This window comes from Pseudomonas sp. BLCC-B112 (assembly GCF_028550695.1).
Lineage (GTDB): Bacteria > Pseudomonadota > Gammaproteobacteria > Pseudomonadales > Pseudomonadaceae > Aquipseudomonas > Aquipseudomonas danubii.
The window spans coordinates 1-13,854 of record NZ_JAQQGK010000003.1; the positions used below are offsets into that span (position 1 = coordinate 1).

The following is a 13,854-nucleotide window of genomic DNA, read 5'->3' on the forward strand; positions in this document are numbered from 1 at the left end:
CATCCCTGCCGGGTTACCCACGGCTCAATGCCTGCGTTCGGCCATCGTGGTTAACGGGGCGTTCAGATCAAGATCAAAATCAAGAGCGAGACGGCGGCCTTGCGGCCGGCCTGGAGCGGGAATGGGGCGGCACCTTCCCTTGTAGGCGCTGCCGAGGGCTGCGAACGGGCGAGAATCGCCCGGCCAGTTGGCGCGGTGCATCAGGTACAGCGCTGATACGAAAACAGGGCGACAGGACTGTTTTCGGCCTGGTCGCTGACAAACCAATCCGTGGGAACAAACACCCTCACCACAGAGCCGTGGCTGTTTCAGAGAGTGCTGAAAGCTGGTTGGAACTACGCCCATTCGCTTTCTTTTGTAGGGCAAATCCGAGAAACTGCCGGCCGCTTGAATGCGCCTGATGGGCGGGCTAGGGTGCTGGAGCCATCGCCAAATCGATGGCTCGGATGTGCAAGTCCGAACTCTGCAAAGGCGCACAAACGATCAGCACTGATTGGTCGTTTTCATGTCCGCTGCGTTATGGCGGCCGTGCGTGGGAGATCTTCGGATCTGCCGGGTGTCCTTGCAGACTCGGTCTTGCACACCTGCGTACGGCTGCCACCTTATTCGTGTGCAAGCGAACGGTGTTGGCTCCTTTTATCTGCAAGGAGTTAGACCATGAAAAAGCTCGTCCCCGATCCCCCCACGTCCTATCGCGATCCCGAACTCAAGGCCGCCAACGCCACCTTGCGCGTGGCTCTGGCTCGACAACCGCAGGACCCCGCGCTGTTCCAGCGCAACACCCAAGCCAAACCTGTTTCTGCCGACTCGCTGTTCAGCGTGCGCCCAGGCGTCAGTGCTGAAGAGGCATTGGTGCATGTGTCGTTGTTGCTCAAATGCGCCGAGGAGGTCTGCGATGAAATCACCCAGCAGGGCAGCGGCATCGAGCGCGGGCTGATCTGGTCCATGGTGCATTCCGTGGAGATGGCCCGGGCGGTGGTAGAGGCGTTGCTGGACGCTAGCCCGCGAGGTGTCTGCTCATGCTCGGACGAGCCGCGCTCGTAAAGCCCGAGTCCCCGGTCTTCTTGAACTTAGAGTGTGGTGGCCGTCGGCGAGGTGGCGACACGGATGGGGAGACATACCCGTTGCTGCGGTAACGCCGGCTTAGGATTTCGCTGTTACGGCCAGCCCTTTCAGGGTCTTTGCTCAAGGCTGCTTCTGCAGTATTGCGGCCTTGAGCATCCGGTCATTGCCATCGCTTTAAGGCGTCGATACCGGACGCAGGCGAATCGAATCGATGATGGCATCCCACAGCACAAGTGCTGCTTTATCAGACTTGAAAGCCGGATCTGGTGGGGTGCCATCGTCATCGACGTCAGCTTCCTCCACGCTCAGTTCCGCCTTGAGGTGGGGCTCGTAGACCGACTCGTCCTTGCCCTGGGCTTCCCAGAGGAAGGTGTAGGTACGTTGCCCCTTTGTGCTGCCTGCCAGCAGGTACTCATCGGCGTGAATGGCACCGCCACGCTCTCTTTTGCGCAGAGTCTCGATGCCCGCAACCATCTTCAGCGCGCCCATCAAAAAGCCACTCACTCGATCCATTAACCGATCACGTTCGGCTCCAGTGCTGGATCTGAATGATAAAAAAGTTCTAGGGTGTTCCGGGAAGGTCACGCCAATTCCGAAGCCTTCACTTTGAAAGCTGTCACCCGCGATATAGGCCCGGTCGATACAGAATCCTGGTTCGGTGGGGATTTTGTTGGGAGCGCGAGAGCGTAGGTTACGAGCCAGAGAGGTAGCGATTTCAATGCCGCGATGTTCTCTGTCTGGAGACATTTCAACTCTCCAAGAATATGGTTGCCATGTCGGTTTAGAAAGAACGTAGGTACTCAAGTAATAAGTCTCTATGCTGGCGTCGGAAGCCCAGGACAACAATCCAGTTGAGCCTCCACCAAGATCTAGCCGACGAAGAAACATGCTGCCCTTCGTATCATGCTGTTGCCCTTTTAGCTCCTTCTCCCGTTGATCAATTCTGGTAGCCAAGGTTGCTGCAGTGTCGTCGAGTGCTTTGATGCTGCTGCCCCATAGGCCATACCCTGCTTTGACCTTTGCCTGGGGTGGTAAATCAATTAGAAAGCGTCCGTAGCAGTGGGTAACCCATCCACTCTTGTCCATGGCCGGGCTCCGAGAGGAAAAAATCGATGCGCAGCTGATAACGCTACTTAGGGCGATGAGACCCAGGATCGTTAGTAGGCAATGAGCGCGCTTCATAAGCCCTCCTTGGCGTCCAGCTGGCAGTCAGCCAGTTGAGTGATCTCGATCACGTCAGATAATGCGGCCCATTGGCGAGTGTGCTGTGGTCGCGCGCGCTTCCTTAGGAAACTCACAAATCATCCATCCAGTTATCTTTGGGCTTCAGCTCAGCGAGGAACTCTCCCAGTGCGTAGTCATCATCTACCGCTGGGCTGTTGGCCATCTGTTGCGGACTTTTAGGCGGGGAGGGCGTGCCAGCATGGTCGTCGCGTCCAGTAGCCGATACCGGGCGCAGGCGAATCGAATCGATGATGGCATCCCACAGTTCCAGTGCGGCTTTATCGGACTTGAAAGCGGGAGCCGCTGGCTTGCCATCGTCATCGTCATCAGCTTCCTCCACGCTCAGTTCTACCTTGAGATGGGGCTCGTTGATCGACTCGTCCTTGCCCTGGGCTTCCCAGAGGAAGGTGTAGGTGCGCTGGCCCTTTGCGCTGCCTGCCAGCAGGTACTCATCGGCGGGAATGGCACCGCCACGCTCTCTTTTGCGCAGGGTCTCGATGCCTGCAACCATCTTTGCCACACCCATCAGAAAGCCACTCACTCGATCCAGTAACCGATCTTCTTCGGCTCCGGTGCTGGATCTGAATGACAAAAAGGTTCTAGGGTGTTCCGGGAAGGTCACGCCTATATCGAAGTCTTCCACTTGAAAACTATTACCTGCGATGTAGGCCCGGTCGATACAGAATCCCGGTTCGGTGGGGATCTCATTGATTTCACGAGAGCGTAGGTTGTGGGCCAGGGAAGTAGCACTTTCAATGCCTGCTGCTTCACGATCTTGTGTGACGCCACCTTTCCAGCGGTAAGCGCGCCATGTCGGCTTGGAAATAGCGTAAGTATCCAGCAAGTACATCTCTACACTGGCATTGGACTTCCAGGAAAGTAGCCCTGTTGAGCCATTTCTAAGGTCCAATCGACGAAGAAACATACTTCCCTGTATCTTTTTATGCCGTTCACTCTTCAATTCCTTCTCACGCTGGTCGATTCTGGTTACTAGAGCCTCAGGGCTATCGTCGAGTGCTTCGATGTCGTCGTCCCACAGGTAATACCCAGCGTTGATCTTTGCCTGTGGTGGCAGATCGATCAGGAAGCGTCCGTAGCAGTGGGTGATCCATCCACTTTTGTCCATGGTTGGGCTCCGAGAAGATGAGAACGAGGCACAGCTGGTCAAAGCAACCAGGCCAAGAACGGTAAACAAGCGACGAGTGAGCGTCATATGCCCCCCTTGTCGTTAGGGTGCCAGTCAGCTAGCTGAGCGATCTTGATCACGCCATAGAGTGCGGCCCACTGGGCTCTCTTGTCGTTGTAGCTCTCCTGGTGTTCGTAGCCCTGATCAGTGTTGTACTGGCCTTTGCCTTTGCCACCCTGGCGGAAACTGGCCTTGATGCCAGCCTTCCTGTGGGCCTGTCCGGAGTCGGTTGGCACCGTGCCATCGCCACCACTGCCAGACTGGTCCTCCTCCTTGACCGTCCAGTTTTCAAGCGTAGGTACGATGACGGGCAGGCCACGGCGAAACCAACTGCTGTAGCTGCCGGTCTCGTTATCCTTGAGCGCGGAACCGGGGGCTTCCAGGGGAGCTGGATCACCTTGCCAGATCATGTCGCGCCAACTGTGGCGCTCATCGTCAGCTGCATAGTGGGCATAGGTTTCAGGGTGGTAGCCCGACGCAGCCAATTCACGATGGAATATAGAAACGTCATCTATACGTTGGCTGAACTCACGCCGAGAGTTTTTATTCTTACTGGCCTTTCCCAACATATCCAAATACTTAGTGTTCTGCTCCGGCACCAACCCATACCAGGCGGTGCTCTTATAGATTTCCTCGTAGGGGTCCTGGTTCTGCGGATAGGCGCGGGGTTTACCGTCCATATCCTTGATGACCTGCCCCTGGGCATCGCACAGGAACAACCAGGGGCGACCTTCCCGATACTCGTTGCTAGGTGTCAGTTCCAGCGCCCCTGGGGCATTGGCCACCACAGCGGTCACTTCGCCTGCGTTGTAGCCAAGGATGATGCTGGCAATACCTTCATAGCCGCAGCGCATGTGGTGGTAGATGGCCGATGAACCGATTGACGGTTGCACGCCATGGACCACGCCAAGCACTCGTTTGTAACCGTGCAATTGGGTCAGGGAGCGTGCAACCAGCCCGCCCATTGAGTGGGTGACCAGGATGACCTTCATCTGATCCGCCTGCTCAGGGCTGACGCTTGCGTGTTCGCGGTAGTGGGCGAGGACGGTGTTCTCGATGTAGTCACGCACATCCAGGGCGGACTGCCGGTTGGATTGCAGCCAATTGTAACCGGCGCACCAGACGTCGAATTGATACTTGCCCGCCTGTTTCAGTTCGTCTTCGCTGAGGGGCGTCGCCTGCCCCAGTTCTTCGCCATAGGCTGCGGGTTCATGCAGGCTTTCAGTGTTCCACCATTGCTGGATCTGTTGTCGGCTGACGATGCTGTCCAAGCGGCCCTCCATCAGGGCCATGAACGGGTTGTAGGCGCTGCGCATCACCGTCCCCCAGCCACGAATGCGCGCCGCCTCTTTGCTCAGGCCGGATGAGCACGTATCAATCGAGCCTCGATCATCCACCTCGACTTTTTCCGGCTTTAGCAGCTTCTGTCGATCCTTGGGGCCGCGGCCCCACCAGACAGCCAAGGCTGCGAGAGCGGGGAGGGCATCAGTGGGCCAAAAGCTGGCATTCGGCGGACTCCAGACCTTGTTCTGGTTCTTCTTGTTGCGCAGGTTGCTGCCCATGATGCCTGGAATGAAGATCACCGGAATCGGCGCGGCCTGCCTCGCCAGCAGGACCTTTTCACGCTGGTCCTCGGTGCGGGTCAGTTGGGTCTTGTAGACCGGTCGCCCCAGATTGTCGCGCGAGCGAGGAATGATGACGTCCTCAGTGTTATCGGCTGCTTGGCTGCTCATGCAGTGGACTCCCTGTCGTCGTTGGAGCTATTTCCCTTGGCCAGAATGCGCATCTGGACTTGATCCATGGCCAGGTCCTGCTGCCTGGGCAGACGGCCTTGTCCATCGGTCGTGAGGGTGGTGACCCCACCGTCGCCGCGCCGCAGTTCTACGGTGGTGTTTGCCAGAGGCTCAAGGGTGATTTCATCACGCAGCACATAGGCGTCATTGAACGGGGTCGACTCCCATGAGTTGAACGTGGTCGAGGCATGTGCGGGACCGATAGAGGAGTGCTTGGCTGCCTTGACCGTGAAATTCCCCGGCATACCCAGCTCGATATTGCCGCCCTTGAGCGTCAGGTAGGCCCCGCCGCACATCAGGGTGATGTGTTCCTTGGCAGACACCAGCACGTGCTGTTGGCCCGCGCTGACTTCCACGCTCTGATCCGCTTCCAGGCGAATGCTGTTCTGTTGCGCCTGCAGCAACATCGGCCCCTGGTGGGTGATGTGGCGCATCTCGCCGCTCTGGGCGAACAGGCCCAGGTCGCTACCGGCGTTGACCACAAATTTCTGACCTGAGGTGAGCTGCTGATTCTGCTGGGCGATGCTGTCGATATGCTCGCCCGCCGCCAGGGTGACGCTCTTGGGCGATACCGCGGCGATGCCCGCCTGGCCACTCAGGGCAATGGCCGGGTTGCCGCCGTTGCTCTGCTGCGACTCGTCGTTGGCGCCATGCCCCAGGTCGCGCACCGCTTCGCTGAGGGTTTTCTGTGGCTCGGTGTCGTGCCCGACGCCTTGATGGTCTTCGGCATAGTCGCCCAGCCCCTTGGCCAGTTGCAGCGCGGCCTCCAGTACCTGGATGGCCACGCCACGCTGCAGCTGCCCGGCATTGGCCTGCAGTTGCGCTTCGGTGCTGAGCAGCAGCCCCCTGGCCGCGCGCAAGGCGCCGCGCTCGTCGGTGCGCAGTTCAAAGCCTTCGCCACGGGGTGCGCCCCCTTCGGGCCGAGGATGGGTCAGGTACCCCAGGTGCAAGGCGCTGCTGCCGTGGTCGCTCATCAAGGCTGCACTGATCTGCTGGGTGGTGTCATCGATGCGCAGTTCGTTGGCCCGGCTGCCCTTGTGTTCCTTGCTCTTGAGGGTGTTGAGCGTCTTGTGATCCGGCAGGCGGTAGGGCGGCATATGGCTGGCCCGGTAGGTGCGTCCGGTGATGATTGGCTGGTCACAGTCGCCATCCAGGTAATCGACTATGACTTCCTGGCCAATGCGTGGGATTGCCATATGGCCCCACTGCGCCCCCGCCCAGTTCTGTGAGACCCGGACCCAGCAGGAGCTGAAGCCGTTGTGCTTGCCCTCGCGGTCCCAGGGGAACTGAATTTTCACCCGGCCATATTCGTCCGTGTGGATTTCCTCGCCTTCCGGGCCCACCACTGTGGCTATCTGCGGGCCGTCAATAACCGGTTTGGGCAGTGGCATCGGCCGCCATTCGCAGTCCTCGGCAATGATCTGGGCGCGGAAGTCGTAACTCACGCCCATCTCGGCACCGGCAGCCTCTTCTTGCTGGCTGGCGTGCTGAATCCCTTTGTGGATGATGCGCACCGAGCGCCACCAGCGGTTGAAGTCACCCCGGGGGTGCCCGGTCAGTTGGAAGGAAAACCCCGGAATCAGCCGCGGATCATCCCCTTCCACCGTCGCCACCCGGGCATCGCGACGATGGCCCAACAGGCGGTTTTGGGTGAAGGGTTGGCCGACGGCGCTGCTCTTGTAGCGGCCCGGGTAATCGTAGCGCTCATAGCGCTGGGCCTGATGCTCAAGGTCATCGCCAAGCTGTCGCTGCTGCTGGTCGAAGGCCGGGCGCTTGAAGCTGTAGTCACGCTGCGTCTGCTCGGCGGTACGCACGTTTTCCGTGTAGCTGAAGGCGTACAGCACCGGTTGCGGGGCATCCCCGGCCGGTTGGGTGGAGTACAGCACCGGCCCGCCCTGGATGCGCTCCTGGACGTACAACTTGTCACCCTGGACCAGGGTGTGGGCGTTGGCATCGTGTTTGAAGAAATAGAACAGGCCTTCCTCGGTGGACAGGCGGTCGAACAGATAGAGGTCGGTGTCACCGGCCTGGACGCAGTATTCACGCGGCGCATGCGGGGTGTGGATGTAGGGCTGGTAATCAAGAACGCCGTGCTCGTCGAGCACCGACTTGAGGATCTCGGGCACCGTTTTCTGCTGAAAAATACGCCAGTCGGAACTCAGGGCAAGGCGTGCCAGTTGCGGCTCCACCAGCAGGCGGTAACGGGTGCGGCGAAACCCGGTTTTACCCTGGGTGAAGCTGCTGACCAAGCCATGCACATGCCGCACCTGCAGGCCGCCTTGCCAGATCGTCAGCAAGGCCGGCTGGTCGAGGATCTGGCCAAAATCGATGGCACCGTTGTCGCTGGCCAGCTCGAGCGTCAGGCGAAAAGGCTCGGACAAGGCTTCTTCCAGGGTGAACTCGACAACCTCGAACGCCACCTGTGCGGTCAGCACGGAAAACGTGAACTGCAAATCCCTTTGACGCATGACACACACCTCCACTTCGTGAAGTGCTCATCCCCCCTGACAGCACGAGCGATCAGGGAGTGTGCAGTCGGTGCTCGGTTTTCCCGAGCCTCATCCCATCCAACGGATGACCGGTGTGCCTCCTCAGGCGTGCCTGGGAGCGCGAACCCCATCGATCAGCCCGGCTGACCGATGGGTTGGAACCTGCCGCTGGATTTAGCCGGCGACCGGGGTACGCCAGTCATCGGAGCCGGAAGTGCCCGACACTTCGTGGGTCCAGGTGATCTTGCGGTAGGTGAACTCGACGTCCTCCAGGTGGGTGAAATGCGCGTTCGACGGGTCCTGGCAGTTGTGCATGTAGTCCTTGATGTCGACGATGATCGCGTCTTCCAGGGTGGTGGTGAAGTAATGCTCTTGGGTGCCGGCGGCGGAGGTGCGGAACCACTGGATTTCGATCTTGCTCAGACGCTCACCGGAGGTCAGGGCCGCGAGCAGCAGCGGTGAAGCCTTGTCGAAAACCTTGGTGATCTTCACCGGTTTGTGTACCCGCTGGCCGGTGGGCTGACCGGACTGCGGATCGCGGGGGATGATCACTTCATGGCTGAAGCCCTGGACCATGACCTGATCTTCGTGACCTTCCTGGTAGGTGTTGCCAACGGAGTCAGCGGTGAAGGCACCGGCGGTGATCAGACCTTGTTTGGTACCGGTGACGGACATGTACGCTGGGGTTGCCATTGTTGCTCTCCTTGCTTGGATATACGGAAAACCCGGAGGCCTGAATGGCCGGCCGGGCTCCAGGGACATCTCAAGAGTCATGCCAACTTGCCAATACCCCTTGCCAATCAATCACTTGATGGAAATCCAAGGTTCAACAGGCTGTTTCCAGCCTGAATTCCTATAGAAAGTGCGCAAGAAGTTGCGCAGTACTGCGCAACTTCTTGCGCACTCCTCTGTAGAGCCCTGACCGTCATGCTTACAGCGATGTGCCCACAGGCTTACTCACATTTGAGTGCGCAACTTCTTGCGCATCAAGGCTAAAAGCCATCATAGGCATAGGCGGCATAGTTCCGCCCAGGCGCGGGCTCACCTGGCGACTTTAGTTCTGGTCCGATCCTTCGCGCTTCGCGAGTCGGCTATAAAGCTCGCCACAACCTCACCGCAGGCGGGCCCATGAGTTTCGCTCGCCATGCATGGGTGATTTTCCAGTGCGTTTTTCACTGTTAACCTTGCCGCCATGACCCATTCTTCCGCACATCGCCCTCACATTGCCTGGACGCTGTATTTCTGCGTGCTGTTCAACGTGTTCGTCTGCGGTCTGGGTCATGGACAGATGGCTGCACTGGAAATCACCGGCGTGGGTGGGCAGTTCTGTCACGCCCTGGGCGAATCTGCATCGACTCTGGATGACAGCTCCAGCGACAAGACTGGCCCCAGCACCATGGGGGCTTTTGTCTGCCCCCTGTGCTCGGCGGTGAGCCTGGGCCTGGGGCTGCTGTTCTGTCTGGCCTGGCTGCTGCTGGTACGGCACTCGGCGCGGGTCAAGGTCGAGCGGGGCAGCAAGGCGCCGCCGCGTTACTCCTGGCCGTCACTCAATCCTCGGGCTCCCCCTCTGAGCGCCTAGCGCTGCTTCGCGATTGCCTTGGCGTCGCGTGTTTTTCATCTCCCGGTACTTAAGTCTGCGGTCGCGATGGCGACGGCGGCCGGGGTGTTTGATGATTTTTTCGAGTCCGAGTCCATGAAGTTCCTGTATCGCTCCCCCAGTTGCGCGGCGCTGTGCTGTGCCCTGTCGTTCAATGCCCTGGCCGAGGGCACGCTGCAATTGCCGCAGACGCGCATCAGCGCCGATGAAGTGCAACCCACTGGTCTGCAACTGGATACCCAGACCACCACCGGCTCGCGCCTGGGCCTGACCCCGCGGGAAACCCCGGCCACGGTCAATGTGGTCAACCGCCAGCAGATCGAGCAGCGCGGCGCCGCCAACACCCAGGACATACTGGCCAGCGTGCCGGGGATGAACGCCGCGGCATCGCCGGGCATTCCGGGGTTCGTCTCCTATCGCGGGTTCTCCGGGCCGCAGATCACCCAGCTGTTCAACGGCATCAGCGTGCAATACGACTCCATCGCCGCCCGTCCAGTGGACAGCTGGATCTACGACCGGGTCGAGGCGGTCGGCGGGCCGTCGAGCTTTCTCTACGGCACTGGCGCGGTGGGCGGTTCCATCAACTACATCACCAAGCTGCCTTCGCGTACCGAGTCGTTCAATGAAGGGCGGGTCAGCTATGGCTCCTTCGACAGCCGCGAAACCTCCTTGGGTTTCAACCATGCGCTGAACGATGGCGCCGGGCCGCGCCACTACGCGCGTTTCGATGTCAGCCACACCACCAGCAACGGTTATGTCGACCGCGAGCAGCGCGATGCCTGGACCACGGCGTTTTCCCTGCTGACGGATTTCAACGACCAGCTGTCCCACACCCTGGCCTACGAGTACCAGAACGAAAGCGTCGACAGCCCTTACTGGGGCACGCCGGCGCTGAACCCGCTGGGGGGCAAGATGGAGGTGGACAAGAGTCGGCGCTTCGAGAACTACAACGTCAGCGACGGTCGCTATGAACAGCGGGTGCAATGGCTGCGTTCGATCATCGACTATCAGGTCAATGACCGCACTTCCGTGCGCAACACCCTGTACCACTACAACGCCGATCGCGAATACCGCAACCTGGAAAACTACGCCTACAAGAGTGACAACAGCCAGGTGGTGCGCTCTGGCATTCTGCTCCAGCGCCACGCCCAGGAACTCAACGGCAACCGTTTCGAACTGCTGCACCACAACAGTCTGTTCGGCCTCGACAGCCAGTGGTCGGCGGGTATCGATTACAGCCACAACGTGATGAGCAACTATCCGCGCTCGGTGTCGGGCTCGCTGCCTGGGGTCGATCCGGACGCTTTTGCTCCGGGCAGCTTCTGGGACTTGCCAGGCATGCAGCGCGGCTTCGAGAAGAACCGCCGCAACCAGGTGGACACCTGGGCCCTGTTCCTGGAAAACCGCCTGCAACTGACCGATCGCCTGTCCCTGCTCAGCGGCCTGCGCCACGATCAGATCGACCTGCAAGTGACCAATTACCGCGCCGTCACCGAGGCCAATCCGGCGTTTTTCCAGCGTAAATACCGGCCCACCACCGGGCGCCTGGGGCTGGTCTATGAGTTGACCCCGGCGGCCAACGTCTATGTGCAATACAGCACCGCTGCCGATCCACCGGCAGGCATCCTGACCACCGCCAGCTACGGTCAGGTGCGCGACTTCGACCTCAGTACCGGCAATCAGTGGGAGATCGGCAGCAAGTTCGATTTCCTCGACGGCCGTGGTTCGGCGACCCTGGCCGCCTACCGCATCGAACGCAAGAACCTGTCCACCGCCGATCCGAGCAACCCCGGCAGCAGCCAGCCGGTGGGCCAGCAATCGTCCCGGGGCGTGGAGCTGGCGGGCTCGTTGCAGGTCACGCCCAAGCTGTTGGCCGAAGGCAACTTCGCTTATGTCGACGCCCAGTACGACGAGTTCTATGAAAACGTCGGCGGCCGGCCGGTGTCGCGCAAGGGCAACAGCCCCACCAACACCCCGGACAAGGTAGGCAACCTGTGGCTGAGCTATGACATTGCGCCGTCCTGGCAGGTCGGTGGCGATGCACGCTACGTGTCGTCGATGTACGCCAATGCGGCCAACACCCGCTATGCGCCGGCCTACACGATCTTCGGCGCGTTCGTCGGCTACCAGTTGAATGCCGATACGCGGATCACCGGCCGGGTGCGCAACCTGACCGATCAGGTTTACGCCCGTACTACCGCGCCCACCCAGCTCTACCTGGGGGCGCCGCGGACCTTCGAGCTGGCGCTGCAAACGCGCTTTTAACCTGAGACCGCGGGGCGTCCGATGGCGCCCCGCGCATTTGCGAGCAGCCTGTGATGAAGCGTTATCTGTACCTCTGGCACCGCTGGTTGGGCATTGTTGCCTGCCTGTTCATGGCCCTGTGGTTTATCTCCGGGGTGGTGATGCTGTATGTCGGCTACCCCAAACTGACCCCCGCCGAACACTGGTCACGCTTGCCTGTGCTGCAACTGGACGATGCACCCATTGAGCTGAAACAGGTGCTGCACGCTGCTGATCCCGAGCTGGCGCCGTCAAGCATTCGCTTGACCACGGTGGCCGGTGCCCCGCGCTATATCCTCGAATACCCAGGACCGCGCAAGGTGGCGATCGAGGCCGATAGCGGCCTGCGGGCGCTGCCCACTGACCGGGTCGAGGCCCTGGCCGCGGCCCGGCAGTTTGCCCCCGGTGTGGCGGTGCGTGATCGCGGGACAGTGAATGGCGACATGTGGAGCCAGTCCCGGGCCTTGGACGCCGACCGACCCTTGCTGCGGGTGGCCACCGCCGATGCCGAACGACGTCTGCTGTATGTCTCCGGCACCACGGGCGAGGTGGTGCGCGATGCCACTGCCACCGAGCGTGGCTGGAACTGGATCGGTGCCTGGCTGCACTGGCTGTACCCGCTGCGGGGCATCGGCATCGATGGCGCCTGGGGGGCGATCGTCACTTACCTGTCCCTGGCCGCGACCCTGATGGCCGTGCTCGGCCTGGCGGTGGGCGTGCTGCGCTGGCGTTTCAAGCGCACCTATCGCAACGGTTCGCACTCGCCGTACCAGGGCTTTGCCCGCTGGCATCATGTGGGCGGCATGCTGTTCGGCGTGCTGCTGATCACCTGGATCTTCAGCGGCCTGATGTCGATGAACCCGTGGAAAATCTTCAGCAGCTCCCAGCCCCTGTCGGTGGCGGCCTATCAAGGCGCACCGCTGCACGCTGCGGCCTTTCCCCTGAACGCGGCCCAGGCCCTGCAACGCTTTGCCGATGACGGCCTGCAGCCCCGGGAACTGGAGTGGCGGATGATCGGCGGCAAGGGTTATGTGATCGGCTACGACGGTGCCGGACGCACGCGGATTCTGGCCATGGACGATCAGCAGGTGCTGCGCCAGTTCAACCCCGACACCTTGCGCCAAGCGGCCTGGGCCATTCGTCCCGAGCGGCCGATGGTTGTCCAGCAATTGGCTGCCTACGATTTCTATTACTACGCCCGCGAGCCCCACAGCATGATGGGCCACTTGCAGCAGCGCCTGCCGGTGGTGCGGGTGCGCTTTGACGACCCGGCCCAGACCTGGCTGCACCTGGACCTGCACACCGGCGCCATCGTCGGGCAACTGGACCAGCCGCGCCGCGCCTCGCGCTGGCTGTTCGGCCTGCTGCACAGCTGGGACTGGCTGCCGCTGCTGGCCAACCGCCCCTTGTGGGATCTGTGGATGATCCTGTTCAGCGCCGGAGGCTTGCTGATCAGCGTCAGCGGTGTGGTGCTGGGCTGGCGCCGCCTGGGGCGAGCATTGCGTGCGCGTCGGCGTTGAGGCGGGGGAGGGCGCAATACCGCGACCTGGATCAGGGTTATGCAGTATTTCTGCCCTTCGCCGACGATTTAAGCCACCGCTCCCGGTCCCAGCGGTGATAATGCCCGCCTGCTCATTTCCCTACTGCTTCCGGAGCCCATTGCACCCATGTTCGTCATCACCCCGCAGGACCCCGAACTCTACCGTCGGCAAACCCGCCGCAGCACCCTGATCATCGCCCTGGTGTTCATCGCCCTGGCCATGCTGTTTTCCAGCGCTGCGGTGGCGGTGTTCGGCCAGCCCGGTGGCGATAACCTGGTGTGGAATGCCGGCGGCGTGTTCACCGGGCTGGTGATCAGCGCCGTGCTGTTGCGCACGGTGTTCTGGACCCAGCCGTGGATGGCCTCGGCGGTCTATGGCTGGCGCCTCAAGCGCAGCCTGATGCGGGTGACCAATGTCATGCATCATGTCACCGCCGGGGTGGCGGCGAGCGATCCGGCGGCCCTCAAGCTGCTGCGTTTCTATCACCTGGGGTTGACCCAGATGCATCAGCTGGACGCCAACTCCAGTGCCCACGGACAGATGCTGGGTGAAGTGGAGCGCCATCTGGCGTTGCTGGCCGAGCAGGGCATCGACCCGCAGCAGGAGCGCCTGGAGGCGCAGTGGCTGGAAGCGGTCAAGGTGCACCAGCCGCGCTGAGGTTCAGGTTGATCCGCTG

10 protein-coding genes are annotated in these 13,854 nt (G+C 61.0%); 5 read left to right on the top strand and 5 right to left on the bottom strand.

Annotation, left to right across the window (positions count from 1 at the left end):
* Nucleotides 1–657 precede the first annotated feature (657 nt).
* Complete coding sequence (locus tag PQT43_RS08960; protein ID WP_102880165.1) at nt 658–1,044, top strand: DUF6124 family protein; 387 nt, start codon at nt 658–660, stop codon at nt 1,042–1,044.
* A 195-nt stretch (nt 1,045–1,239) separates the two neighbouring features.
* On the opposite strand, the gene PQT43_RS08965 is transcribed toward PQT43_RS08960, so the two are convergent.
* The 5 genes from PQT43_RS08965 to PQT43_RS08985 form a co-directional block, all read right to left on the bottom strand.
* The gene (locus PQT43_RS08965) at nt 1,240–2,151 is read right to left on the bottom strand and encodes a T6SS immunity protein Tli4 family protein (protein ID WP_267268639.1); all 912 of its coding nucleotides are present in this window, start codon (nt 2,149–2,151) and stop codon (nt 1,240–1,242) included.
* A gap of 208 nt (nt 2,152–2,359) precedes the next feature.
* The gene (locus PQT43_RS08970) at nt 2,360–3,502 is read right to left on the bottom strand and encodes a T6SS immunity protein Tli4 family protein (RefSeq protein WP_267268638.1); all 1,143 of its coding nucleotides are present in this window, start codon (nt 3,500–3,502) and stop codon (nt 2,360–2,362) included.
* Complete coding sequence (locus tag PQT43_RS08975) at nt 3,499–5,208, bottom strand: esterase/lipase family protein (protein WP_267268637.1); 1,710 nt, start codon at nt 5,206–5,208, stop codon at nt 3,499–3,501. The genes PQT43_RS08970 and PQT43_RS08975 overlap by 4 nt, the downstream gene beginning before the upstream one ends.
* Complete coding sequence (locus PQT43_RS08980; RefSeq protein WP_267268636.1) at nt 5,205–7,736, bottom strand: type VI secretion system Vgr family protein; 2,532 nt, start codon at nt 7,734–7,736, stop codon at nt 5,205–5,207. Before PQT43_RS08980 ends, PQT43_RS08975 begins: the two co-directional genes overlap by 4 nt.
* 195 nt (nt 7,737–7,931) lie before the next feature.
* Nucleotides 7,932–8,450, bottom strand: a complete 519-nt coding sequence (locus PQT43_RS08985) for an Hcp family type VI secretion system effector (protein ID WP_025129830.1) — start codon at nt 8,448–8,450, stop codon at nt 7,932–7,934.
* Between the two features lie 499 nt (nt 8,451–8,949).
* Here PQT43_RS08985 and PQT43_RS08990 point away from each other — a divergent pair, with 499 nt between their 5' ends.
* From PQT43_RS08990 to PQT43_RS09005, 4 genes are all read left to right on the top strand, one after another.
* The gene (locus PQT43_RS08990; RefSeq protein WP_102864601.1) at nt 8,950–9,336 is read left to right on the top strand and encodes a DUF2946 domain-containing protein; all 387 of its coding nucleotides are present in this window, start codon (nt 8,950–8,952) and stop codon (nt 9,334–9,336) included.
* Nucleotides 9,337–9,450: 114 nt separating this feature from the next.
* Nucleotides 9,451–11,619, top strand: a complete 2,169-nt coding sequence (locus tag PQT43_RS08995; RefSeq protein WP_267268635.1) for a TonB-dependent receptor — start codon at nt 9,451–9,453, stop codon at nt 11,617–11,619.
* Between the two features lie 53 nt (nt 11,620–11,672).
* Nucleotides 11,673–13,157 (top strand): PepSY domain-containing protein, encoded by a 1,485-nt coding sequence (locus PQT43_RS09000; protein ID WP_272753743.1) that lies wholly within the window; start codon nt 11,673–11,675, stop codon nt 13,155–13,157.
* A gap of 147 nt (nt 13,158–13,304) precedes the next feature.
* Entirely contained in the window at nt 13,305–13,835 is a 531-nt protein-coding gene (locus tag PQT43_RS09005) for a DUF3087 domain-containing protein (RefSeq protein ID WP_123394653.1), read from the top strand.
* The last annotated feature ends 19 nt before the right edge of the window (nt 13,836–13,854 follow it).

Excerpts from the sequence above, each read along its gene's own strand:
- PQT43_RS08960 (WP_102880165.1), top strand. The coding sequence starts at position 658 with ATGAAAAAGCTCGTCCCCGATCCCCCCACGTCCTATCGCGATCCCGAA.
- PQT43_RS08965 (WP_267268639.1), bottom strand. The coding sequence starts at position 2,151 with ATGGACAAGAGTGGATGGGTTACCCACTGCTACGGACGCTTTCTAATT.
- PQT43_RS08970 (WP_267268638.1), bottom strand. The coding sequence starts at position 3,502 with ATGACGCTCACTCGTCGCTTGTTTACCGTTCTTGGCCTGGTTGCTTTG.
- PQT43_RS08975 (WP_267268637.1), bottom strand. The coding sequence starts at position 5,208 with ATGAGCAGCCAAGCAGCCGATAACACTGAGGACGTCATCATTCCTCGC.
- PQT43_RS08980 (WP_267268636.1), bottom strand. The coding sequence starts at position 7,736 with ATGCGTCAAAGGGATTTGCAGTTCACGTTTTCCGTGCTGACCGCACAG.
- PQT43_RS08985 (WP_025129830.1), bottom strand. The coding sequence starts at position 8,450 with ATGGCAACCCCAGCGTACATGTCCGTCACCGGTACCAAACAAGGTCTG.
- PQT43_RS08990 (WP_102864601.1), top strand. The coding sequence starts at position 8,950 with ATGACCCATTCTTCCGCACATCGCCCTCACATTGCCTGGACGCTGTAT.
- PQT43_RS08995 (WP_267268635.1), top strand. The coding sequence starts at position 9,451 with ATGAAGTTCCTGTATCGCTCCCCCAGTTGCGCGGCGCTGTGCTGTGCC.
- PQT43_RS09000 (WP_272753743.1), top strand. The coding sequence starts at position 11,673 with ATGAAGCGTTATCTGTACCTCTGGCACCGCTGGTTGGGCATTGTTGCC.
- PQT43_RS09005 (WP_123394653.1), top strand. The coding sequence starts at position 13,305 with ATGTTCGTCATCACCCCGCAGGACCCCGAACTCTACCGTCGGCAAACC.